The sequence below is a fragment of the Rossellomorea sp. NS-SX7 genome (assembly GCF_052828565.1).
The window spans coordinates 3541621-3566161 of record NZ_CM128249.1; the positions used below are offsets into that span (position 1 = coordinate 3541621).

Here is a 24541-nt window from a genome sequence, read left to right on the forward strand (position 1 = left end):
TCTTACTATTAAACCACTTTAATATTATAATCCCTCTTTCCGGCAATACCCTATCCATGGATTCCTCTATCTACTTGGCAGGTCTTTTTTTGTTTGGATTAAAAATCCCGTTGATCACACTTGCTCTCAGTGGCTTGATTTTTCTTTTTATTCAATTCAAACTTGCCTGGTGGAAGCATCTCTTTAACTTTGCTAATTATTCTTTAATGCTCATTTCTACTTATTACGTATTTGTATTAACCGGGGGGACTGTAGGAGCTACGGATTTCTCTAATATTGTGCCTTATACTGCATCACTGACTGTATATTTCATTCTAAATGTCGTCATCATGTGGTTTTATTTTTATCTGGCTAGAAGACCTTCCTTGAAGACGATTCTGAGGGAAGCCATGCAAAAACAAATACTGGCAGAAGTATTCACCAGTTATGTAAGCACCCTGGTCCTTTCACTGGTACTGACAATCCTGATCAGCCAGGAGCCAATTTTTGGGATATTCCTATTCATCATTCTGTCTGTCATGCTTTCGTTTGCATTCAGGAATTTCTTCAATTTATATAAAGAGGAAGAAGCGAAGGCAAAGATGGATTTCCTGACAGGGCTATACAATCATGGATACTTTAAACTGCGATTGGATGAACTTCTTTCTGAGAATCAAGGCAGGTCATTTTGTGTGGCATTGCTGGATCTGGACGACTTTAAAAAGTACAATGATGCAAACGGTCACATTAAAGGGGATGAACTCCTGAAGTTCTTTGGAAAATTCATGAATGATAAAACGCGGGGGCTTCCTTATATCGCTGCCCGATATGGGGGAGAAGAATTCGGCATCATCCTGCCGGATACTTCCAAAAGAGAAGCACTTTCTTTTTTGAATAAAGTGAGGAAAGAACTGAATGATACCTATTTTCCGGGGACTGAAGTTTCTCCCCTCGGCTGCATATCCTTTTCGGCGGGCATCGTCGAATTTCAGAAAGGGACATACAGTTCTTCTGAGCTATTGTCCAAGGCAGACAAAGCTCTATATTTTGCAAAAGCTCAAGGTAAAAACACTGTACAGATTTATATGGAAGATCACCAATATCAGCAGGAATTCCAGTATGCCAAAGAAATTGATGCGCTGGAGCAGCAGCTGCAGATCTTCTTGTCAAAAGATATCTACACATATCAGCACAGTAAACGGGTCTATTCGTATGCGACTGAAATGAGTGAACGGTTGAAGCTCAGCAGCGAAGAGAAGCGTACACTTATTCTCGGTGCATTGATTCATGATATCGGCAAACTTGAAATACCGCGTGATGTCATCAATAAAAAAGGAAAGCTCAATGCACATGAGTGGGAAATGATGAAGAAGCACGTGATTTATGGAAAAGAAATCATCGCTTCCATTAAAAAATATGATGAATTGCTTCCATTGATCGAACTTCATCACGAACGCTTTGACGGGAAAGGATATCCTTATGGATTGAAAGAAAATAATATCCCTAAACTTGCGAGGATCCTGTGCATCATCGATTCCTTCGACGCGATGACAACTGAAAGACCTTACCAGAAGACCAAAACCTTTACAGAAGCCATTCAGGAGCTCCGTGCATGTTCCGGCAAACAATTCGACGACTTTTACGTGGAGCCTTTTATCCAAATGATCGAGGAAAATTACCAGGATAAACTCGCTGTTGAAAAAGACCCTGTTTCCGTGTAGAAGGGACATCCGTGTCCCTTCTATTTTTTTTCGGTTATGGACCTATCCCTGGTATCACCAAAATGGGACAAGGAACCTGTCCCCCTGTCCCTACATCAGGCCTTCGGTGAGGATTTTGATGACGAGGGGCCCGAGGGAGACGATGAAGATGGCCGGGAAGATGAAGAACACCATCGGGAATAGCATTTTGACCGGGGCTTTCATGGCTTGTTCCCTGGCGGATTCTCTTCTTTGTTCCCTGAGCCTGATGGTGAGGTTTCGTATGACTTTTGACATTCCAACGCCGAGATGATCTGCCTGGATCATGGTCGTGAGTGCCCTTTGCAGTCCATCCGAGGGAACCCGCATCCTCAGTTCATAGAACGATTCCCTTCTTGATTTTCCTCTTTTCATTTCTTCAAGGACAATCTTGAATTCGTCTGAAAGAGGGCTTTTTTTCTTATGGCATACTGACATAAGCGCAGCATCCAGACCCAAACCCGCCTCTATGAGCAGATTGACTGTATCAAAGAAATCCGGCATATCACGATTTATTTCTGCAATTCGCCGTGTTCTTCTTTTACTCAAGTAAAATGTACAATATTGAAATAAAAGAAACGAAACAGCTGAGGAGAGAAGCCAAGTCACCGCTGCATCTTTTTCAGCTCCTACTACGAGAAGGAAAACCAACGCTCCACTTCCCCCACTGATCAGCAGCTGAAGCAAGCGAAATTCCAGTGCAGTCATTTTCCCTGAAAACCCTGCATCACGCAGCAGAAGATCAAGCTTTTTCTGCTTGCTTTTCGGGGTCCTGTTCCCAATCAACTTTATGCCTTTTGACCAAAGATGCGAGAATGGTTTATTGGATTTCTTTTGAACTTCCTTACCTTGTATGGAAGCAGAGGCCTCTGAAAGATGGAAGTTTCGTGAGATTCTTTGATCAAGGAGCAGGCTTTTGCGATTTAGAGAGAATAAAAGAGCGGCAGACAAGAATGTAAAGAAACCTATAGAAAGAGACAGAAATAGAATATTCACTTGTTACACCTCGATTCGAAGGATCTTTTGTATGGAAAACCAGCCGATGATGATACATATCCCAGCCGTTACAAGCATGAATATGCCTAATGGTTCTGACACAAGCGGACTGAAGTAGTCTGGGTCAACCACAAATAAATAGATCCCCAGACCAATCGGGAGAAATGTAATGATTAACGACGACATCTTGCCTTGGGAGGTCAACGTATTCAGCTCCCCCATGATGCTTAACCTTCCGCGAATGGTGTCTTCCATCGTCTCCATTAAAACTGTCAGGTTCCCCCCGCTTTTTCTCTGGGCAATGATGGCATCAAGTACCACCTCCAGTTCTTTACTTGGCAACCTCTCTACCATTCCTTCAAAAATCGTTTCCAATGGGACACCCAAACCAGATTCACGCACTGCTTTTTCAAATTCAGGGCCAATTGGAGCAGGCATTTCTTTTCCTACCAATTGCATTACCTGCATGAAGCTGAAGCCAGCACGCATTGAATTTGCCATCATTCCCAATGTGTCGATTAATTGGGAAGGTAAAAGCTGTAGTCTGGTCCTTCTTTTCTTAATCATATATACTTTTGGAATCAGATAGCCCAATGGCATGGTCATGGCAGCAAGAATCCAGGGGAATTGCAAAACCAGGAACAACGTACCGGCAGCTCCTGCACTGATTAAACGCACTGCCAAAAACTCTGCAGGTGACATCGAACTGCCTGCCTGTACGAGCAGCCTCTTCGTCTTATTGCTGAATTGAATACCTGTGAGCACTGATGCGAGCGTTGTAATGAAGGGTTTTCCGGGATCTTTTTTCCTTTCCCCGAGCTCATCTTCCATACGGGAAGAAGGGCTTAAAAATCTCTCGACCCTTTGATGATGACGCTTTTTCTTCATAACGTTCGAGATTGTGAAATAACAAAGAATCGTAGTAAGCATGAAAATCCCTATGATCAACGTGACTGGTCCCATCTCACCACTCTCCCCTGAACCAGGAAGACGATCGTGATAGTCCTTCTAATTTATCAATGAACTTGGGCCTTATCCCAGTAGAGATGAATCTCCCTTGCTGGGTTCCCCCTGTCTCTTTATACAAAAATAGATCCTGAAGGACGATGGTGTCCCCTTCCATTCCCTGCACCTCTGTAATGTGAGTTATTTTTCTGGAACCATCCTTCAACCGCACCTGTTGAACGATTAAATCCAGTGCGTTCGCTATTTGTTCCCTAATCGCCCGAACCGGTAAATCGTATCCCGCCATCATCACCATCGTTTCGAGACGGGAAAGCATATCACGTGGTGAATTTGCATGTCCTGTGCTTAAGCTGCCATCGTGTCCGGTATTCATCGCCTGAAGCATATCCAGCGCTTCGGCACCCCTGACCTCTCCAACTACGATTCGGTCAGGCCTCATCCGCAAAGCGTTCCTGACTAGATCGCGAATCGTAATTTCACCTTTCCCCTCGATGTTCTTCGGTCTTGATTCAAGAGAAACAATATGTTCTTGAGACAACTTTAACTCTGCTGCATCTTCAATCGTTATAATTCGTTCATCTTGAGGGATAAAAGAAGAAAGTACATTCAGGGATGAAGTCTTTCCTGACCCTGTCCCCCCACTGATAAAAATATTTAATCGCCCCATTACGCAGGCGTTCAAGAATTCAGCCATATCCTTGTTCAAACTTCCGAATCCGATTAAATCTTCCACTGTAAATGGAGTATCCGCAAATTTTCTTATCGTGACAGTCGGGCCAAGCAATGAAAGAGGGGGAATGATCGCATTTACACGTGATCCATTTGGCAGCCGGGCATCAACCATCGGAGAGCTTTCATCCACTCTTCTTCCAATGGGAGAAACGATTTTTTCAATCACTCTCTGCACATGCTGATCATCCCTGAACACAACGGAGCTTTGGATCAGTTTCCCGTCACGTTCATAATAAATTTGCCCGGGGCCATTCACCATGATTTCCGAAATGGATGCATCTTCAAGCAGAGGGGTGATGGGACCATATCCCAGTAGTTCATCCTCTACTGATTCAATCAGCATCTGCTTTTCCTCAAAGGTCATTCGGCCGCCTTCTTCTTTAATAAACTCTTCACTTAATTCCTTAATTGCTTTCTTTTCCTGTTCCTCACTAATTCCAGGGTACTTTTTCAATTCTTCTATTATAAAGTGATGAAGCATAGAGCCAAGTTTCCAGAATTCACTGGTTGCCTGTTCTCTGACTCTCTCTTTTTCAACCCTCTTCTGATCCGGGAGTTCATTTTGAACAACTTTGTTAAATACAGCCATCTACACTCTTCCCTTCATCGGTACTAAACGTTTTACTCTTTTAGACTTTCTTGAAGGCTCTTTCAGTTTAATTCCCTGGGTCTCCACCTGCGGCTCTCCCAAACGATCAGCAAGCCTTAAATATCCTTTTCCTATCGGGGTTCTTGGCTGAGAAAGCACCACAGGGATGCCTAGATCGATTGATTGAGAAATCATTTGTCCCTGCTCAGGCAGTGAAGCAAAGATTGAAGCTTCCAGGATTCTTTCCATTTTACTCTGATCAATTTGCTTCTTCTTGGCTGTCCGGGTGCGGATGATTTTTAATTTCTCATTCAGTTGAAAGGATTCCAAAGCTTCGATGAACAGCTTACTTTTCTTCAGTACCGGGAGTTCACCGCTAACGAGCAATAAGCATTCCTCTGAACGTTCCAAGCATTTCAGGTGGATTTCTGACAAGTATGAAGGGGTATCGATGAGTAGAATATCAAACCTCATTTTCATTTCTTCTATCACTTTTTCTATATGAACTTCTGAAATCATCTCAAAAAATTCCGGCCTTGAAGGTGCAGGCATGACAGACACCCCAGATTCATGAACCACCAGATATTTATCAATGGAATAACTGTGCCTCTCATATTCTTCTTTCACCCACTCATAAATGGTGCCGCCAGGCTTCTGATCAAAATGCATGGCTACGTCACCGAATTGCAGATTTGCATCAAGTACCCCTACTTTTTTGCCCATCTTAGCAAACGCAGAAGCGAGATTCACAACCATACTCGTTCTCCCAATTCCACCTTTTGGACTGCAGACAGAAATGACTCTGCAATTCTTAGCCAAATGATAGCTTATTCCTTCTTCCCGCAGCTTTAAGTATTTAACCGCTTGGTCAATTGCTTCTTTTTTCTCATCATGATCTGATGAATATCGGAGAATATCCGACGCTCCGACATTCATGGCTTTTCGAGTATGTTCCATATTGTCAGGGACGATCAGAATAATATAAAGATAAGGAAACAGGATGGACATCTCCTGACATAAATCGTAGGCATTGTGCAGTGTATTCGCTTTAATAAAAAGTATGGAATGATCCGTGTCTTTGATACGATGAATCAGATCCTCCCAATGAGGGAATTGGAGCAGTTCATAGGAACGTTTTTGCAGGAGCAGCTCAAGATCTCCTGGGGCGGAATTTGTATCTGAATAATAAAACCAATTGATCATTGTTCCTCACTCTTCCCTTCCTTTATGATTTCCCTTGTAAATGAAATTGCTTTATCCTGCACAACCTGGTCGCCTTCACCACGCATCATGAAATAAAAACCGTCTTTATCCCTGGAAGCCAGGCCCAGTTCGACTCCTTGTTCCGGTGTCACTTCCACGGTGATGGTCTCATAGCGCAGCGCTTCATCTTCACCGTCTGCCGATTTCCCTGAACCCAGCACCTTGACGTTTTGCAAGACGAGTTTAGCAGTCCGAAATTCTTTCTTTGTCTTTTCATCCTTTTTTGTTTCATAGGCTATGATATCGATGTAAGAATTCGGTTCGATATATCCTGATACTCCCTGCTCCAGAGCCGTCACTTTTAACGACATGGCGCGTTTCCCTTCTTCCACCGCCAGCATTTTATTGTTCATTTGGCGGCTTTCAAGTTCAGGCTTTTCTTCCATTTCTTTCTTCTTTTCATCACGATCATTGCTCACCGCTACAGTGGTAGACGCAGGAACCGGTGCAGCCGGTGGAAACACGACTATATAGGCAACAAGGGCCGCAATGATTCCAAATACAAAAGATAAGATCCATAACCGTTTTGTTTTCATAACATCCTCCCGCAGCAATTTAGGTTTTATTCAACCAATTTCACTCCATATAGTCCGTAATCAGGGCCGCCCTCATCAATGTCTCCGGAACCAATGGTCTTGATGAACTTTCCGATGACCCGTTTCGGTTCCTGGACACTCTCAAGCCAATAAGCAGCGAGCCCCATGGCATTCAATGTGTCTCTTCCATTAACACCAGACCATGTGTCAATCACGACCACATAGATCACTCGTGAGCATTTACCGTCTGCCGTAGCCGGACTTTGACAGTGAGGCTTCCCTGCATCATTATTGATCAGCGTCTGGAAAGCACCTTTTACAGGTCCCCATTTCTGCCCCGGTTCCGTGACCACTGTTTCAAGTCCGCCAACAGAAACTTCCACTCCGTTTATGATATTGTCGGCAAGGTTGCTTGCCCCTCTTCCATCAAATGCCAAGTAGCCGCAGTTGCCATGGTGTGCCCCAGTGTTATCACATTTTAATTCCGTGTTATGAGGCAGCGAATCTTTTTCGACTGCAATCGGTGTAATATGGAGCCCTTTCTTCAAAGGTGCAGCGATGGCCTTTGCCGATGCCTCCACCACCGCTTCATCAAATCCGAAAAACCTGGCAAACGTCAGCGGGACGACCACCTGCTGCGTTGCTTTGATCGACCGGCTTGTAGTCGTGATCGCTCCCCCATCCAATGGTTGACCATTTTTACCCGCGAGACTTTTTGCCACTGAAACTGCTTCAGCTTCCCCCTTACTGGCAATCACCTGAACACCTCCCAATACGGAAGCATCCAAAGCTTTCTGGAGGGAACTCTTTGTTGCGTAAATCTTTCCTCCATCCAATGCCAGGCCGGCGAAACCGAGCAGAACGACCATGAAGAGTGCTGCCGTTACTGCCATATTCCCTTTTTGATTTTCCAATAAAAATTTCACTCTCTTCATCATCACTCAATCCTCATTATGGTGGTATTATCAACCTGAAGCGGTCCAACAAGAGACCCTATGACCGGTGTCACAAATGTTATGGGGTAGACGATCCTCACCACAGCTTCACCTCCGGATTCTGATACCTGAACATGACCGGATGATAGACCGATGCCTGCCCCGTTACGCACCGCGGCATCGACAGCGTTATTTCCGAGACTGGCGGCACGGGCGGCTTCCCGCCCCGCATGATCCACAGTAAGATACGCATGAAAATACCTTCCAAAGTCGATGATCCCAAAGATAAGAAGTAATAACAGCGGCAATACCAAAGCATATTCAGCAAGGGACTGACCTTTTTCGCTTTTCACATAGCAACACTCCATACCAAATTAAATAAGGTACCCAGTACAATCGGGACTCCATACGGAAAAGTGATGGATGACTCCATTTGGGGCTTTATGAGGATCTTTCCTTTCGTTTCCATTAGAAGAGCCGGTAATAGGTAGAAGGATTTTATAGAATGAAATAGACCCTTATGATGGATGATTAAACTGACGGAGATGAGTCCACCCAAAAGCGCGACAGAAACAAAGCTTTGCAGCGTGAATGACGTTCCCATCAATGCCCCTACTGCCCCCATGAGTTTGACATCACCCGCTCCCATCCCTCCGAGCAGGAATGGAATCAGCAATGCAGCCATACCGGCCAATAATCCCAGGCTGCTAAAAAAAAATCCATCCCACCCCTGAGTAATGGAATAGAAGATCAGACCGGATAATATGGCTGGAAACGTAACGACATTCAGTATTTTCCTAGATTTGATGTCTGTGATCAGGGAGATCAGCAAAGCTAAACAAAGAATGCAATAAATTAGAATCATTTCAACTCACCTCATAGATTGGGATAAGCCCTGCTTTTACACAGGGCTTACATTTTTTAAGGCAGAAGATTTGTGAATAAATCAGTAATTTCAGTTCTTAATAGAGCAACAGCTAAAGTCACCACAGTCACAACCCCTGCAAGTACCAAACCATATTCCGATAACCCTTGTCCTTCCTCTTCCATTACTAACTGCTTCATTTTGTTCATCATTTGTATTTCCTCCTTTTGATTGTTCTTTTTCAAGAACTAACTTGTACCTCAATAATAGTTCATTATAATGAACAAGTAAATACCTTAAATTAATAAAAAAGTCGATTATTCTCGACATTATTCGCTATTGAGAACTACATATTTCTATAATATAGTAGGTCTATACGACTAAAACAAGAAGGAGGATAGCCATGTCTCCACGGAACGAAAACACATTATATCGAACACTTCCATATGCAATAATAAAAGCAGATACGTTTGCCGCTCGTTTAAAAGGGCTGATGTTTAAAAAAACACCACTAGCAAACGAATGCCTCTGGATCATTCCTTGCAATTCCATTCATATGTTCTTTATGAAGTTTTCAATCGATGTTGTCTTTCTTGATGACCAAAAAAGAATTATTAAATTGGTAACTAATCTAAAGCCATGGAACATGTTGATGCCTGTAAAAAATGCCCATTCTGTTTTGGAGCTTCCGTCTGGAAGCATTAACAGGCTGAAACTGAAGCCGCAGCAAATTATAGATTTATAGGAACAAGAAAAGGAGTATGCCAAAGAAAAAACTGACACGCCCCTTTTTTCTTTGTATTGGTTAAAAGATGTTCTCAATCATGAACACATTCATACATTGAATATGATCTCTGATAGATTTAGATCCAACCCTTATTCATATAACAGAAAGAACAGGATTATTAAAACTACTTACCCTTAATGCTATTCTTCTTTACCTTAAGATTCAATTCTGTTAAGATTGTACTCAATAAAGAACATATTGCTCGTTATTTTTTTAGTCTGCAGTTCTTTATAGTGAATTTTTGTAATTACTACTTCCATCAAAAAGGAGGGCATATGATCCGCTTTTGCTTAGTTGCAGGTATGTTATTGGTGATGTTTTCAGGGTGTTCGAAGGGGGAGGAAATGATCTCATCTTTCAAACAGAAGATCGACCCTCCTGCAGTTGGAAAGGAGAAAGAAGAAGTAAAAATAGAACTGCCTCCTAAAGCACTGTCTCTGGACACAAAAGCAGAGGGAAAATGGAAGCTTGTGTGGAATGATGAATTCTCTGACAGTGACCTTACTGAGCGCTGGACCCTGATGGATTGGGCTTCAGATAAAAATGAAGAGCTGCAATATTATACACCTCATAACCTCATCGTCCGGGACGGTCACCTTGTCATCCGAACAAAGAAGGAGCGATTTAAGGGAAGGCAATATACATCAGGGGCACTGACAACGGAGAATTCTTTTAAGTTTACGTACGGGAAGGTGGAAATCCGGGCAAAGATTCCCACTGGACAGGGTATTTTCCCTGCTATATGGATGGTGAATGAAAACAATGGGACTTGGCTGCCTGAAATCGATATTATGGAGAACATCGGCCAAGAACCAAATCGGATATGGTCTGTTGTTCATTGGGAGGATCAATCCGGGAACCGTCTCAGAGACTATTATACCCATACCGGCGATACCGCCTTTCACAAAGATTTTCACACATACGGTGTCATGTGGGAGAAGAATAAAATTTCGTGGACCCTTGATGAACAAATCATCTTTGAATCGGAACGTTTTTCGCCCGACACTCCACTGTATATTTATATGAACACTGCAGTCGGCGGGGTCTGGCCGGGGAATCCTAATTTTGATGACAACTCAACCAAAGAATTTATCATTGATTATGTCCGTGTATTCAAAGAAAAAAATCAAGGGGGCTAGAGTATGTTTTCTTTGTATCTTGCATTTGCCATCTTCATAGCATTTGTCCTCTTTCAGATGGTGTACATTATCGTACCTATTTTCAAGAATGAGAAGAAGAAAAAAGGTTCTTCTATATCCAAGAACTATGGGTTTTCTGTTATCGTCCCCGCTTATAACGAAGAAAAAGTAATTGAAAACTGTATACTGGGATATTTACAGCAAGATCATTCACTCAGTGAACTGATCATCGTAAATGACGGGTCTAACGACCGAACATTGAACATTTTAAGGGAATTACTTGATTTAAAAGCATATTACCGCCCAATGGACGGCAGATTGACTCATAAAGAAGTCCTGAACTGCTTCCGCTCAGCCAAATATCCGAGTATTTTCGTACTTGATAAATTCAACGGCGGGAAGGCCGATGCCCTCAATGCCGGCATCAATTTCAGCAAAAATGAAATCATCATTACCCTTGATGCCGACAGCATCATGGAGCAGCGTGCTCTTACTGAAATGAATGATGTCTTTCAGGAGCGCTCGGTCATCGCTTCGGGGGGCAATGTGATGATAGCACAGGCTTTCGAAGGTGAAATCGGGGATCTGAGACCGACGTTCCGGATAAGCGGCATTATACGCTATCAATTCCTGCAATATCTAACAGCTTTTTTTCTTCATAAACGTGCTCAGGCTTCCGTTGGCGCGATAACCGTGATTGCAGGTGCTTTCGGTGCATTCAGGCGCACGGCACTTTTTCATATCAATGGATTCCGGAGTACAATCGGCGAGGACATGGACATCACTCTGAAGCTTCATAAGTGGATCCAGGAAAGCGGGCGAAAGCAAAAAATCACGTTTGCCCCATCAGCCATTTGCTATACTGAATGTCCCGATACGTTCCATTCGATGTTCAAACAGCGCGTGCGCTGGCAGAAAGCTTTCATCGATTGCCTGATCCATTATCGGACATGTTATTTCACTAAGTTTTCAAAACGGTTTACGGTATTCTTCCTGATCGACCAGTTCTTGATTGGCACCATGAATGCATTTCCCGTCATCATCACACCGATTGTCTTGTTTTCGAATAAAGGGAATTTCGTTTTACTTTTGCTGCTTGGCCTTACTGCAGTGTTCTTATTTATGTATCAGAGCATCACCACCATTTTCATATGTCACTTGCATAATATAAGATTCTCAAGAAACGATATCGTCCACATGCTCCTCTTCCTCCCAATCGAAATATTCGTGTACCGCATGATCAATCTTTCATTCGTCGTATACGGAACGATTTCTTACCTGTATAAACCACAGGCTTGGAACAAAATCGAACGTACCGGGATGGATGGCTGGAAAGGGGTAAAACGGGCATGAAACTGTTTATGACAAAGCTGTCATTTGCAATGGGATTCATTCTTCTTGTCAGTTTCGTCTTTATGGGACTCGGCTTCTTCATCGATAAGTACGATTTGCTTGCCAAGGAGTATTCAGGTCCTTATCCGGCCAACAAATCGATCGATATCAACACTTGTACGAAAGCGTCGGAGAAGGAAGTCAGGCTATTCGACATAACTGGTGAACCGGCAACAGGAGTCCCCATTTTAACCTACCACCGCATCATTCAAGAGAAAGATCTCTCTTCGAAGCACCGCATCAACGGCAGCATAAACCCGATGATCGTGACCACGGAAAACTTTAAAAGGCAAATGAACTACTTGAAGGAAAATGGATATGTGACCCTTACACTAAACGAACTCTATGCGTTTATGAATCATCAATTGGACATTCCAGAAAAGAGTGTGGTCATCACTTTTGACGACGGCTATAAAGACAACTATATAGAAGCCTATCCGCTCCTGAAGAAATACGGATTCAACGCTGCCAATTTCATTATCACCGGTTCGATTTCCAACCGATATCAACCATACAGGCCAAGACATGTTCAATATTTCAGTACCGAAGAACTCTCGGAAGCATGTGACGTTTTTGAATACGCCAGCCATACGTATAATCTTCATCATAGAGAAGGAAAAGAAAAAGACAGCGGACTCGCTTATTTACTATCTAAATCGGAAAAAGAAGTCCGAAAAGACTTAAAAACCAGTATCGACCATCTTGAAGGGGACACACTGGGATTCGCTTATCCCTACGGAGAATACTCCCCCGCCACCATAAAAACGCTGCACGACCTTGGCTTTAAAATGGCATTCACCACCGAGGAAGCCCTTGCCACCCCAGAGGCCCACATCTACGAAATACCTAGATTCCAAATATTCCATGACGTATCCTTCAAAACATTCAAAAGCTATGTCAATCAGTAAGTGGACGGGGGAACCCCGCCCACTTACTTTATCGTGAAGCCCCTCTTTCCCGTGTCGAAAAATATTGTTTGCACCCGGTTTCCAAAACTATTCCAATTTACATTTGAGATCATTATAATTATCTCAGGAATTAGTTTCCTATACTTATATTTTCTTGAAGGAGAATGAACATGATCACGAAGAAAACGTTAACAGCCTCTGTATTGGCAACCTCTTTACTATTTTCAAGCAGTGTACTCATTCAACCGGGCTATTCGGTGGAAGCAGCTCAATCGATCAATCATCAGCTGGAATTGGACAAATTTGCTTCTCATTACGCAACCATCATCCGCAAACTTGAAAGCTACACAAAGAAGATTGATGCTGCAAAATCTGAAAAAGAAATGATGGATCTATACGATGCGTACATAAATTATTTTGATGGGGCATTGGAGAAAGAATTTCCAGTTAATGAAAATAATGCTGCCATCTTAGAACTGGATGAATATATTTATAATAGTTTAATAGAGATATATAATTCAGAGATTGATACAATTGACTATTACAATGGTGATTTATCAGAGGAAGATTATAAGAGAGCAATCAAAACTATGGAAACGAATGTATCCCAACAAGAGGAATTATTCAAACAGACTGCAAAAAGCTACAAATCTAAGTACCGTGTTACTTTTAGTAATGACATGTATTACCTTCTAGGCGAAAATCCTCCTGCAAAAAATGAACAACCAAGCAAAACAGGCACATATAAAGTAAAGAGCGGAGATACCCTTTTTGCCATTGCCAAGAAATACGGGACAACGGTAAGCAGCCTGAAGAAACTCAACAACTTAAAGAGCGACCGGATTAACGTGGGACAGGTATTGAAGGTATCCGGAACTGCCTCTAATCCAGTTAAGAGTGACGACAAAACTTCTGCGAAAACGACGACTTATAAAGTAAAGAAGGGTGATACCCTATCTGCCATCGCCAAGAGATATAAGACTTCTGTAAGCAGCCTGAAGAAGCTTAACAACTTAAAAAATGACAAAATTTATGTCGGGCAGACGTTGAAGGTTTCCGGTTCTTCTTCGAAAGCTCCATCTAACAGCAAAAGTACTGCTCCTTCCAAGACAACTACTTATAAAGTAAAGAAAGGCGATACCCTTACTTCCATCGCTAAAAAATACAAAATAACTGTTAGTCAGTTGAAAAAGACCAATAAATTGATTAGAGATCGCATTTATGTTGGAGAAGTATTAAAGATTAGCTCTAAATGAGAAAGGGACAAGGGGACAGGTCCGTTGTCCCGCTTTTAAAGCGGGACACGGTTCCTGTCCCCCCGTCCCTTTTTCCAAAAGAAAAACAGGACAACCCAATGCCCTGTTCACTCAATCTGTATTAAACGGCTCATCCGACAACTTAACCGATTCCGTCGGACAGTCTTCATAGGCTTCCTCTACATCTTCCAAGTACTCTTCCGGGATGGGAGTGCTTCCCTGGTTGTTATCCAGCAGCACGAATGCCACTCCTTCTTCGTCATAATCGTATACATCAGGGGATGATACACCGCAGGATCCGCAGGCGATGCAGGTTTCCTGGTCGATGATGGTGTATTTGGCCATAGTCAATTAATCTCCTTTCCTCGTGGAATGTATCTGACGTTTCATTTGGGTGCTTCCCTGATTCTTATCCAGAAATAAGATTTTCTGACCTTCCTCTTCATGGTCGTATACTTTAGGGGATGATAGACCGCGGCACTTGCATCCAGTGCAGGTTCCCTGGCCGGTGATCTTGTTTTTGCACATATTCACTCAATCTCCCTTCTATTTTATACGGTTCAGGCTTTGATGGCTTCTTTCGTTTCCGTCTTCCCCATCACACTTGTACTATGTAATGGCTGGACGCGGGCCGTCGGATCCACATACTGTTTGGCATGGCTGACGGCGACTGGTGCTTCGCCGAAGCCTGTGGCGATGAGTTTAATTTTTCCTTGGTAGGTGGCGATATCTCCGACAGCGAAGATACCTTTGATATTCGTCTCCATTTTGTAATCAACAACGATAGAATTCTTCTCGATCTGAAGCTCCCAATCTTTGATGGGCCCAAGTGAGGATATGAACCCGTAATTCACAAGTACATCATCCACATCGATGATTTCCGCACACTCTTTCTTGGCGTGCTGCAGGACGGCATGGGTGATTCTGGACCCTTCCATTCCCAATTCCGTTACGTTGTAAGGCGTCATGATTTTGACATTTGAGTTCATCAGCTGCTCTACACTATGCTCGTGAGCCCTGAATTTATCACGTCGATGCACAAGGGTGACCTGTTCCGCAATCGGCTCCAGCATGTTCGCCCAATCCACAGCGGAATCACCGCCTCCGCAGACAAGCACCTTCCTCCCTTTGAAACGGCTTAGATCATTGACGAAGTAATGAAGGTTTTCATACTCTTCATTCTCTTTTTCGATTCCGAGGGGACGAGGCTTGAATGCTCCGGCGCCTGCCGTCACGATGATCGTTTTGGTTTTGTGGACTTCCCCCTTACTTGTCGTTAAAAGAAATGACTGATCCTGAAGCCTTTCCACCTTTTCCACCGTCTGCCCAAGGCTGACAGATGGGTTGAATTGATTGGCCTGTTCAAGTAAGCCGTGCACTAGATCCTTGGCAAGCACTTTCGGGAATCCGGCCACATCATAAATATATTTTTCTGGATATAAAGCAGAAAGCTGACCACCGAGCTGCGGCATACTTTCAATGATCCTTACACTCATCTGGCGCATGCCTGCGTAGAATGCTGTAAACAATCCCGCCGGACCCCCGCCGATGATGGTGACATCAACACTCTGATTTTCACTCATATACGTAACCCCTTTCCTTAAACTCTTTCTACTTCTTTAGTAAAAGAAGCAGGTCTGTCTCTACGGCTGCATTGCCTGGCAGGGAGCTGACACCCACCGCGCACCTGGCATGTTTACCGTTCTCACCTAATAACTCGACCAGCAGGTCCGATGAGCCGTTAATCACTTTTGGTACATCGGGAAAACCCGGCTCACAGCTGACATACCCTGTCACTTTCACAATCCGGTTGATCAAACTCAGACTCCCGATCACATCTTTCACAATCGCAAGCTGATTGAGGGTCGTCAGCCTCGCAGCCTCATATCCTTCCTCAAGCGACAGATCCTCTCCGACCTTCCCCTTATAAGGAAGACTGCCATTCCACTTACAGGTCACTCCGCTTACAAATAAAAATGGGTCTGCCTGAACCGCCCCTAAGTAATGCCCCGAGGGCTTCGGCTTATCCGGAAGAGATAATCCGATTGATTCAAGCCTCTCTTCAACTGACATCAATTGTTTTTCCACATTTATCTTCCTTCCTGTAGTCATAAGCAGACCGTTAAGAGGTTTTTAAGAGACCGTTATCTTTATTCTTGAATTTACAAGGTTTATGAGAGTAGTACACATTGAGGTTTGCCTGGTTATCGCAGAAAGAGCAATGAACTCCTTCCGGTGCTTTGCGGATATGAGGGACGTCCAATAATTCAATTGCCTTTGTCACATGCTTTTTACATGTCCACATTTGCTTCACCTCTCCCGTTTAGTATGCAAGCTATTTATTCACTGCTTCTTTTTTGATTTTATCCGGCTTCCTTTTCTTCACGACTTTGGTTGTTTCTTCATCCCATGATATGGTGACATCTCCATCCGTCACAAATGTCTGGCATCCCAGGCGATACCCTTTTTCAAGCCACTCTTCCCCAAGCTTTCTCCGCTCCTGCACTTTCACGTTATCCAGATACTCCGCTCCATCCTCAATTTTGCATAGGCACGTCCCGCAAATGCCTCCGCCGCATTTGTTCGGTAGGTCGCCATCATATCTTAAAGACATTCGTAATATATTTGAGTTTTCAGGTACGTCCAGCACTTTACCACTTGTAGAATAATTGATTTTAGGCATCGAGTATTCCTCCCTTGATCCTTCTTGGTATACAATATACCACAATCACAATATTCTGACAACGATATTTTTAGTCATTTCTAATTTTTCTGAATAATTATTGATAAATATCTGGGCGGTTGATATACTTTTTGGTATACCAAATCCAGTCATTCTAAATGAAAGCGAGGACTCTATCATGCAAAAAATAGGATTAATAGGGTATGGAGCGATCGGGAAAGATGTTGTCTCCTATATAAAAGAAGACAAAGTAACAGGGGCGGAAGTAGATGCGATCCTAGTCCGCAACAAGGAACAATATGAAGAGTTAGAGAATGAAAGATTCACAGTGACTAACGATGAGGAATGGTTCTTCTCTTCCGGGTTGGATGTAATCATTGAATGTGCCGGCCATGAAGCTGTTTATCAATATGCTGTGAAGTCTCTCTCATCCGGGAGTCATTTCATTACGGTGTCGGTTGGGGCCTTTTCTGACCAGGAGCTTTACGATGAAGTGGTGGAAGCAGCAAACAAACATGAACGGAAACTGATCCTTCCTTCCGCAGCCATCGGCGGCCTCGACCGGATTGCCGCTTCTTCGATCAACGAGCTGGAGGAAGTGAAACTCATCACCCGGAAGCCTCCTGCCGCCTGGAGGGGGACCATCGCGGAAGAGAGCGTGGATCTGGACACGATCAGTGAAGAGCATACGATTTATGAAGGGACGGCACGCCAATCCGCCAAACTTTTCCCGCAAAGCACGAATGTTTCGGCCGCCCTTAGCATTGCCGGGGTGGGATTTGACCGCACAAAGGTACAGGTGCTGGTAGATCCCTCAGTGAAACACAACACTCATCAAATCGTGGCGAAAGGATACTTCGGCGAAGTGGAGCTGACGATCCAGAACACTCCTTCAGCCGACAATCCCAAGTCCGGTTATATCGTTGCGATGAGCATTTGCAAAGCATTGAATAATCTGACCTCACCCGTTGTAATCGGGATCTGATTTCTATTACAATCCATAAAAAAGACTGTGTCTCTTATCCAGACACAGTCTTTCTTCATTTCTTCTTCACTTTTTCCTTCTGATTTTCAAGAAATTGAATATATGCTTTCTTCGAATTTTCAATATGGATCTTGGTCAAGTATTCAGCCATATCCGCTTCTTGATCCCTTACTGCTTTCATGATCTGGATATGTTCCCTGATGGATTCCTTTCTCCGACCAGGTGTTTCATATCCCATGTTGGCAGACATCTGTATATAGTCGGTCAGCCCGGACAGGATGTCGAACAGCTTAGGGCTTTTCGCCGCTTTATAAAGAAGCAGGTTCATTTCGATATGCTCGGTATCCCCGCCTTCGACTTCGCCCTTCTCCAATGCTTCAAGCTTTTCGATCTTTTCATTGAATTCCCCAATGAGGGCGTCATCCATCTTCTGGGCAGCGAGCCTAGCCGCCAGCACTTCGAGTGAAGAAAGAATCGTGAATACTTCAATGACTTCCTCTTCAGAAATATTGGATACGATGACTCCCTTTCGAGGGACGGTTTTGACAAAGCCTTGCGACTCCAGCCGGAATAACGCTTCACGGATCGGTGTACGGCTGATATTTAATTGACTGGCGACTTCTCTTTCGATGAGGCGGTCACCGGGTTTATATTCACCGCTCAGGATCAAGTCTTTTAAGTATAGGTAGGCGCGTTCACGGATTGAAAGTAGTTCCTCTTCTTCCCACTTCATTGCATTATCTCCTTCTCCGATTTAAAATCGCTTTCTGTTTATTTTATCAAAAACTGTGGCATTTTCACATTATTAAGAATTATTTTGGTGTAAGGTATACCAATTTTTCAAATTACGCCCCTATATTAAAAAACAACCCTGAACACCGCTTTTGATTTCCGTGCAAGACTTCGCTTTCCGCGGGCGGTTGGTGAGCCTCCTCGTCGCTGCGCTCCTGCGGGGTCTCACCTAACACGTTTTTCCCGCAGGAGTCTTCGTCTTGCACTACAATCAAAAGCTAGATTCGTTCAAACATCTTTTCTTATTGGATCCTTATTAAAGCAAAAACGACCAAGCCGGAACTTGATCGCTTTACGCCTCAATTCGATAGAAAAATCCCACCGTATACCAATGCACAGAGGATGACGACGGCTGGGTGGATCTTTAATTTTTTCATGACTAGGAATCCTGCTGTGGTCAGAATGATTAGTTGTAGTAGGCCGCTTTTTTCGAATGCGGTGAGGAAGAATTGGTATGCCAATACTCCGAGCAGGATGGCGATGACGGGCTGTACGGAGAGTGTCATCAGTTTGACCTGCGGTGAATCTTTGAAGAGATTCACGAATTTAAAGAGGATGATGACGGCGATTGCTGATGGCAGGATGGTGGCTGCAAGAGCGATGACAACCCCGAGTGGTCCCCCTACTTCGTATCCGATGAAGCCGGCCATCTTTGTTGCGACCGGGCCGGGGAGGACGTTGGCGATAGCAAAGAGATCCCCGAACTCATTGAGTGTCATCCATTCATAGCGGTTGACCACTTCATTCTGGATCAGGGGAATGGTCGACGGCCCTCCGCCGTACCCGAGAAGATTCGATATGAAAAATGCCCAGAAAATATCCCAGTAAATCATACGCTTTTTTCCTTTCTTGGCTCGACATGCAATTCGTGTGATCGATCCTCGGCCCTCTTCTTATAGGTAGCAACAATGAAGGCACCCAGCAGACATGCCCCGATCATGATCCCAGGATGCAGATGCAGGAATTGGATCAGCACCAGGGATGCGCCCCCAAGCCCAAGAGCGATCGGCATCCCGAGACCTTTTCGGGCTTTATCCGCAAATTTGTATGCCATTTCTAGGAGCATCACGCCGATGATCGGGGTCACTCCCTGCACCATGCCGCTGACAATCGGTGAAGTCCGGAATTTGTAAAGCAGTCCGAGCATGAAGAGCATCCCGAACAAGGACGGCAGGATATGGGCAAGGATCGCCACGGCTGCACCGATCCCGCCGCTGACCTTATAGCCGATATACGCTGCCATCTTCGTTGCGATCGGGCCCGGAAGCGTGTTAGCGAGCGCGAGCGTCTGCCCGAACTCTTCTTCCGTCATCCATTCATACTTCTTCACAGCTTCATATTCAATGAGCGGGATGGTGGATGGCCCACCACCATAGCCGGTCACACCTGTTCTTGCAAATCCAATCGTAAGGTCCACATAAGATTTCATCTTGACTCCTTCTTTCTATACATTATGATCAGGACCTTGTGAGCTATCGATTATTTCTTAATGTCTGCTTCTGTTACGACTTCATGATCCTGTAAATGGGACTGCAATGCCTGAAGGGCAGCTGTACCGACGGCCGTATCCTGTTCACCGTTACCTCCGCTGACACCGATTCCGCCAATGACTTCCCCGTCCACCACAATCGGGAAGCCGCCGACGAAGACCGCGAATTTACCAGGAAGCATCTGCTGAATCCCGAATGCCTCGTTGCCCGGCAGGACCGGTCCGTTCGGTTCCTTGTTGAATAGATGGGTGGAGCGTTTGTGGCCGGCTGCCGTGAAGGCTTTCGCTATCGCGATTTCAGGACCGGTGATCCTCGCACCGTTCATCCGTTCAAGAGCAATCACGTGCCCCCCTTCATCGACAACGGCAATGGTTTCTAACACATTGATTTCTTCAGATTTCTTTCTCGCTGCTTCGATGATCACTTTTGCTTCTTCCAGTTCAAGTCTCAGTATTTGTTTCATAACGGCATTTACCCCCAGAAAGATTTTAGTATCCTATATATATAGTTTTGATTTGAGTGAAAAAGTCCAGACCGGCTCTGCCCGATTCACGGAACGTTGAGGTACTTGACTTCTTGATGCCTCCGAATGGGGCATTCATTAGGTTCCCGGTCGTCGTCCTGTTCACTTTGACCGTACCTGCTTTAATGTCCTTCGTAAAACGATGCGCAGTCTTCAGGTCATTGGTGACGATCGATGCCGACAATCCAAACTCGACGCCATTGGCAATATCCAGCGCTTCTTTGTAGCTTTCCACTTCGATGACCGCGATGACTGGCCCGAAAATTTCTTCCTGGGCGATCCTCATCGATGGTGTCACATCAGAGAAGATGGCAGGGCTGACATAATATCCTTTTGAAAAATCGCCCTCGACCGCATGTTCGCCGCCGTACAACAGGGTTGCCCCTTCCTGTTTTCCGATCTCGATGTAGTTCAACACATTTTTCAACTGCTTTTCACTCGCTAACGGGCAAATCGTGACCCCTTCTTCAAAACCGCTGCCCATCTTGAGTGTCTTTGTTTTTTCAACGAGTGCATTCAGGAATTTCTCTTTGACTTCTTTCATGACGATGACCCGGCTGGTCCCCGTGCATGCCTGACCGGTCAGATTGTAGCCGCCGTTGACCGTCAGCTTTGCCGCCAGCTCGATATCCGCATCCTCCATGACGATGAGAGGATTCTTGCCTCCAAGTTCCATCTGCGTCCTTGTATCGAAGGATACATTCCGGTGGATGCGTTCACCTGCACCGGTGGACCCCGTGAACGTCACGGCTTTCACCGCCGGATGGTCGACCAGGCTGTCACCGATTTCACTGGAGTGTCCCGTTACAAAATTCAGCACCCCATGGGGCAGTCCTGCGTGTACAAGAGCCTCTACCAATCGATAGGCAACCAGCGGCGTTTCAGAGGAAGGCTTGAAGACCACCGTATTACCCGTGATCAGTGCAGGCGCAATTTTTCTGGCAGGGATGGATAATGGAAAATTCCACGGCGTGATGACCGTGATGACCCCAAGCGGCTCCAGACGAGATGACACATCCATTTCCTGATCATCCTGAGGAAAGGTCTCTCCGCTGTGGCTCTGCCCTTCCACCGCATAGTACTTCAACGTTTGTGCAGATCTCAGCACTTCCCCGCGTGAAGCCCCGATCGGTTTTCCTTCTTCCCTCGTCAACTCTTCTGCAAATTGGTCGGCATGATCGATCAAATATTGGGCTGCCTTATTCAGGATCGCCGCTCTCTTTGAAGGTGCAGTAGATGCCCAGGAATCGAAGGCCGCATCAGCCGATTCAATCGCCCGTTTTACATCCTCCTTCGTCGATGCCTGGAAAACACCGACCACTTCTTCTTTATTGGCCGGGTTGAAGCTGACGAATGTTTTCTCACTTGAAGAATCCTCCCACTGGCCATTGATGAGATTTTTATAAAGCTCAGCTTTAGCTACTAGCACATGAAACATCCTTTCCTGTTTATTTCGGGTGATATGATGAACAAATGGCAGTTCCCCTCAAGGAAACTGCCACTTATTAATTTTTCATAGAGTTCTAAGTATTAAGCCTGGACGAGACTTCCGAGATCCTGTTCAAGGTACTCTCTCCACAAGCCGTCCATATACATACGGCGCATCTTCGCACCGACGCGTACGATTTCCAGGCACTCCTGTTGAAGTTCAGGTGTATCAGCATGTTCCAGGACAATCTTGAATCCGCGCTCACCATGGATTTCATCAGATACTATGTGCAGGTCGAAGAACTCGATCTCTTCATCTGTGAAGCCATATTTTTCACGGAGGACAGGCGTTTGTTTACGATAGATATCAGGCACTTGTGACTCCAAACCGACAACAAGTGCTGCCGTTGCAACCACGAAGTTTTCACGCGCAGCCACTGAGTAGCACCAGCTTTGCAGGCCTAGCGTCGTCGCCGCCATATTCTTTGGATCTCTTACTCTATCAGCTGTCGTACCGCACGCTTCAGCGAATCGGATCAGCAAGTCCGTATGGCGGTCAGCTGCAATTTCTTCCTCGTACATATTTTGCAATGTGAAGTCTTTCGCATCTTCGAACTTCGGGTGATCCGGCGTGTTGTGATAGATATAAGAAAGATAGTTTGCGAATGGCCCTACATAGTGGTAATGGTTTTCAGCCCATCTTGCAAAGTGTTTTCTCTCTAGCTTTCCGTCTGCCCAAGCGACTGTAAAAGGAGCCTTTTGACTATGATTTCCTTTGATTGCTTCTTCCAGCTCTTTACGGAATTCATCTTTCGATAATAGATTTGTCATGATCAATCTCCTCCTAAAAAGTGTGCTTCACATATCCTACACATTGTATTGTGTATTTTGTATACCAAATAGTGTCGAAAAAACAACCATATCTTCCCTTCTCACTGACAGAGCAACATCCAAGAGATATAGTCTTTGAAAACGTTTATTTCGGATTCACTATTTGGTATACCATTGTCTTTATACTACCCTATGAAAGTTTGTTTGTAAATATACTTTTCTGATTTTTTAAAAATTTCTAACTACACTACTTTTTACATGAACAGGATCGCGGCCAGCGTGGCAACCACCAGTCCCGTCATGACGGGTATGAAATTCTTTCTGGCAAGCTCCAGGACCGAAACCCCGCAAAAGCCTGCAACGGCCACAAGTGATGACCAGGCAATCAATGTTCCTCCACCCGTCCATACAGATCCCATCTGTCCGATGGCTGCAAGTGTCCCCGGATCAATCCCAGCCGAGTTCGACATCGCCCCCGATAAGGCACCTACAAGAGGAAGACCTGAGAATCCGGATCCATCCAGTCCCGTGATAATCCCGACGATCAGGATACCGAATGCACTAAAGAAAGCGTTTTCAGGAATGGACGCTTGTGCAGACTGAACTAGATCGAATAGGAACCCCGGCTTGGCGGCTTCTTCTCCCAATGATAGGATCGAACCGGTAAAATCCGAGCTTCCCAAGAAGAAGAATCCTGCAATAGGGATAACCGGCCCCATGGCACGAAACGCAAACACAAATCCGTCAGTGATGTGGTCCCCGATTTTATCAAGTGCATGAATCCTTCCAAATGCAACCGAAGCCAGGATAAGCAATACAGCGGCCACTCCGCCGATAAACGCAGCACCGTCTCCCCCTGCAAATGTGCCCGCCTCACTGTTTCCAACCTTCGTGGAAAACATGAAGATCATGACTGCAAGCATGGACAAAGGTACGAGGACGGCAAAGACTTTTCCCCAGATTTCTTTTCTATGACCAATGGTCACTTCGGATGCTGCAGACACTTCAGCTTCCACACTATCCTTATCAGCCGTCATCGAATTGAGTAAGTCGACGGCATTCTGAGCTTCTTCACTATTCGGCTTGGCAATCGACTTATACATCATCGCATACGCGACTGCAACCGCCGTCACACCTGTAATGAGGGACAAAATCATTGCCTTGTCCGCAACCTGCACCGTTTCCATGCCTCCAGATGTAGCCGTCAGCATCGGTGCAATCTGCATGATGTAGTCGGAAGATAAAGCCATCCCCTGTCCTGCAATGGCGACAATCATCGCAGCCCCCATCGCCGGAAGCCCTGCCCTCATCGCAGCCGGTACAAGCAGCGCACAAATGAGCGGAACAGCAGGTGTCGGCCAGAAAAACAATGAAATCACGTACGTTACAACCATTAAGACAAAATAAGCAATATGCCCGTTTACCATGACTTTTTGAATCGGAATGATCATTTTTTGGTCCGCCCCGAGATCTTTCAATGAGTTTAGAAGCGCAACCATAAGGGTAATGATTAAAAAGATACTGAATAATTCTCTTGCTGCAACCAGATTGGCATTAAAGACCGCCATGAATCCCCCGACAAAGGAACCCTTATATACACATGCAACCAGGAATGTCCCTACAATCGTCGGAAGTACAACCCCCCTGCGAAACAACATCGTGACAATGACAACCAGCGTAACGAGAGCATAAAGCCAGTGAGCAGCAGTTAACTCCAAAAGCATTCA

The 24541-nt window shown here is 44.8% G+C and carries 27 protein-coding genes; 7 read left to right on the top strand and 20 right to left on the bottom strand.

Going from position 1 to position 24541, the window contains the following annotated elements:
- The first annotated feature begins 89 nt into the window (after positions 1-89).
- Positions 90-1700: a bifunctional diguanylate cyclase/phosphohydrolase gene (locus ACUXV2_RS17560; protein ID WP_446244442.1), complete on the top strand. Its 1611-nt coding sequence runs from the start codon at positions 90-92 to the stop codon at positions 1698-1700.
- 90 nt (positions 1701-1790) lie between these two features.
- On the opposite strand, the gene ACUXV2_RS17565 is transcribed toward ACUXV2_RS17560, so the two are convergent.
- The 9 genes from ACUXV2_RS17565 to ACUXV2_RS17605 are packed head-to-tail and all read right to left on the bottom strand — an operon-like array spanning position 1791 to position 8812.
- Positions 1791-2714 (bottom strand): type II secretion system F family protein, encoded by a 924-nt coding sequence (locus tag ACUXV2_RS17565; protein ID WP_446244443.1) that lies wholly within the window; start codon positions 2712-2714, stop codon positions 1791-1793.
- 3 nt (positions 2715-2717) lie between these two features.
- Positions 2718-3677, bottom strand: coding sequence for a type II secretion system F family protein (locus ACUXV2_RS17570; RefSeq protein ID WP_446244444.1), 960 nt, complete (start codon positions 3675-3677; stop codon positions 2718-2720).
- Position 3678: 1 nt separating this feature from the next.
- Positions 3679-5001: a CpaF family protein gene (locus ACUXV2_RS17575; RefSeq protein ID WP_446244445.1), complete on the bottom strand. Its 1323-nt coding sequence runs from the start codon at positions 4999-5001 to the stop codon at positions 3679-3681.
- Complete coding sequence (locus ACUXV2_RS17580; RefSeq protein ID WP_446244446.1) at positions 5002-6204, bottom strand: AAA family ATPase; 1203 nt, start codon at positions 6202-6204, stop codon at positions 5002-5004.
- The gene (locus tag ACUXV2_RS17585) at positions 6201-6800 is read right to left on the bottom strand and encodes an RcpC/CpaB family pilus assembly protein (protein WP_446244447.1); all 600 of its coding nucleotides are present in this window, start codon (positions 6798-6800) and stop codon (positions 6201-6203) included. The genes ACUXV2_RS17580 and ACUXV2_RS17585 overlap by 4 nt, the downstream gene beginning before the upstream one ends.
- Before the next feature lie 26 nt (positions 6801-6826).
- The gene (locus ACUXV2_RS17590) at positions 6827-7738 is read right to left on the bottom strand and encodes a TadE/TadG family type IV pilus assembly protein (protein WP_446244448.1); all 912 of its coding nucleotides are present in this window, start codon (positions 7736-7738) and stop codon (positions 6827-6829) included.
- Positions 7738-8088: a TadE/TadG family type IV pilus assembly protein gene (locus ACUXV2_RS17595; RefSeq protein ID WP_446244449.1), complete on the bottom strand. Its 351-nt coding sequence runs from the start codon at positions 8086-8088 to the stop codon at positions 7738-7740. The genes ACUXV2_RS17590 and ACUXV2_RS17595 overlap by 1 nt, the downstream gene beginning before the upstream one ends.
- Entirely contained in the window at positions 8085-8600 is a 516-nt protein-coding gene (locus tag ACUXV2_RS17600; RefSeq protein WP_446244450.1) for an A24 family peptidase, read from the bottom strand. Before ACUXV2_RS17600 ends, ACUXV2_RS17595 begins: the two co-directional genes overlap by 4 nt.
- 56 nt (positions 8601-8656) lie before the next feature.
- Entirely contained in the window at positions 8657-8812 is a 156-nt protein-coding gene (locus tag ACUXV2_RS17605; RefSeq protein ID WP_446244451.1) for a Flp family type IVb pilin, read from the bottom strand.
- A gap of 191 nt (positions 8813-9003) precedes the next feature.
- Here ACUXV2_RS17605 and ACUXV2_RS17610 point away from each other — a divergent pair, with 191 nt between their 5' ends.
- From ACUXV2_RS17610 to ACUXV2_RS17630, 5 genes are all read left to right on the top strand, one after another.
- Positions 9004-9345 (top strand): DUF192 domain-containing protein, encoded by a 342-nt coding sequence (locus tag ACUXV2_RS17610; protein WP_446244452.1) that lies wholly within the window; start codon positions 9004-9006, stop codon positions 9343-9345.
- A gap of 317 nt (positions 9346-9662) precedes the next feature.
- The gene (locus tag ACUXV2_RS17615; RefSeq protein WP_446244453.1) at positions 9663-10526 is read left to right on the top strand and encodes a glycoside hydrolase family 16 protein; all 864 of its coding nucleotides are present in this window, start codon (positions 9663-9665) and stop codon (positions 10524-10526) included.
- Between the two features lie 3 nt (positions 10527-10529).
- Positions 10530-11879 (top strand): glycosyltransferase family 2 protein, encoded by a 1350-nt coding sequence (locus ACUXV2_RS17620; protein WP_446244454.1) that lies wholly within the window; start codon positions 10530-10532, stop codon positions 11877-11879.
- A complete protein-coding gene (locus tag ACUXV2_RS17625) occupies positions 11876-12826 on the top strand; it encodes a polysaccharide deacetylase family protein (RefSeq protein WP_446244455.1) in 951 nt (316 codons plus the stop codon). Before ACUXV2_RS17620 ends, ACUXV2_RS17625 begins: the two co-directional genes overlap by 4 nt.
- A gap of 170 nt (positions 12827-12996) precedes the next feature.
- The gene (locus ACUXV2_RS17630; RefSeq protein ID WP_446244456.1) at positions 12997-14082 is read left to right on the top strand and encodes a LysM peptidoglycan-binding domain-containing protein; all 1086 of its coding nucleotides are present in this window, start codon (positions 12997-12999) and stop codon (positions 14080-14082) included.
- 111 nt (positions 14083-14193) lie between these two features.
- Here ACUXV2_RS17630 and ACUXV2_RS17635 read toward each other — a convergent pair whose 3' ends face one another.
- The 4 genes from ACUXV2_RS17635 to ACUXV2_RS17650 all read right to left on the bottom strand — a co-directional run bounded on the left by ACUXV2_RS17635 (position 14194) and on the right by ACUXV2_RS17650 (position 16765).
- Positions 14194-14427, bottom strand: coding sequence for a ferredoxin (locus ACUXV2_RS17635; protein ID WP_446244457.1), 234 nt, complete (start codon positions 14425-14427; stop codon positions 14194-14196).
- A gap of 215 nt (positions 14428-14642) precedes the next feature.
- A complete protein-coding gene (locus tag ACUXV2_RS17640; protein ID WP_446244458.1) occupies positions 14643-15665 on the bottom strand; it encodes an NAD(P)/FAD-dependent oxidoreductase in 1023 nt (340 codons plus the stop codon).
- 28 nt (positions 15666-15693) lie between these two features.
- Complete coding sequence (locus ACUXV2_RS17645; RefSeq protein ID WP_446244459.1) at positions 15694-16170, bottom strand: RidA family protein; 477 nt, start codon at positions 16168-16170, stop codon at positions 15694-15696.
- A gap of 247 nt (positions 16171-16417) precedes the next feature.
- Positions 16418-16765 (bottom strand): 2Fe-2S iron-sulfur cluster-binding protein, encoded by a 348-nt coding sequence (locus ACUXV2_RS17650; RefSeq protein ID WP_446244460.1) that lies wholly within the window; start codon positions 16763-16765, stop codon positions 16418-16420.
- A gap of 178 nt (positions 16766-16943) precedes the next feature.
- Here ACUXV2_RS17650 and ACUXV2_RS17655 point away from each other — a divergent pair, with 178 nt between their 5' ends.
- Complete coding sequence (locus tag ACUXV2_RS17655; protein WP_446244461.1) at positions 16944-17750, top strand: aspartate dehydrogenase; 807 nt, start codon at positions 16944-16946, stop codon at positions 17748-17750.
- A gap of 55 nt (positions 17751-17805) precedes the next feature.
- Here the strand turns inward: ACUXV2_RS17655 and ACUXV2_RS17660 are convergent, their stop codons facing one another.
- The 7 genes from ACUXV2_RS17660 to ACUXV2_RS17690 form a co-directional block, all read right to left on the bottom strand.
- Positions 17806-18483 (bottom strand): GntR family transcriptional regulator, encoded by a 678-nt coding sequence (locus ACUXV2_RS17660; protein ID WP_446244462.1) that lies wholly within the window; start codon positions 18481-18483, stop codon positions 17806-17808.
- A 358-nt stretch (positions 18484-18841) separates the two neighbouring features.
- Entirely contained in the window at positions 18842-19375 is a 534-nt protein-coding gene (locus ACUXV2_RS17665; protein ID WP_446244463.1) for a chromate transporter, read from the bottom strand.
- Positions 19372-19971, bottom strand: a complete 600-nt coding sequence (locus ACUXV2_RS17670) for a chromate transporter (RefSeq protein ID WP_446244464.1) — start codon at positions 19969-19971, stop codon at positions 19372-19374. The genes ACUXV2_RS17665 and ACUXV2_RS17670 overlap by 4 nt, the downstream gene beginning before the upstream one ends.
- A gap of 50 nt (positions 19972-20021) precedes the next feature.
- Entirely contained in the window at positions 20022-20495 is a 474-nt protein-coding gene (locus ACUXV2_RS17675) for a GlcG/HbpS family heme-binding protein (protein WP_446244465.1), read from the bottom strand.
- Positions 20496-20520: 25 nt separating this feature from the next.
- Positions 20521-21984 carry an aldehyde dehydrogenase family protein gene (locus ACUXV2_RS17680; RefSeq protein WP_446244466.1) on the bottom strand — a complete coding sequence of 488 codons (1464 nt, stop codon included), beginning with the start codon at positions 21982-21984 and terminating at the stop codon, positions 20521-20523.
- 101 nt (positions 21985-22085) lie between these two features.
- Positions 22086-22814, bottom strand: a complete 729-nt coding sequence (locus tag ACUXV2_RS17685; RefSeq protein ID WP_446244467.1) for a TenA family transcriptional regulator — start codon at positions 22812-22814, stop codon at positions 22086-22088.
- A 254-nt stretch (positions 22815-23068) separates the two neighbouring features.
- A complete protein-coding gene (locus tag ACUXV2_RS17690) occupies positions 23069-24532 on the bottom strand; it encodes a hypothetical protein (protein WP_446247103.1) in 1464 nt (487 codons plus the stop codon).
- Between the last annotated feature and the right edge of the window lie 9 nt (positions 24533-24541).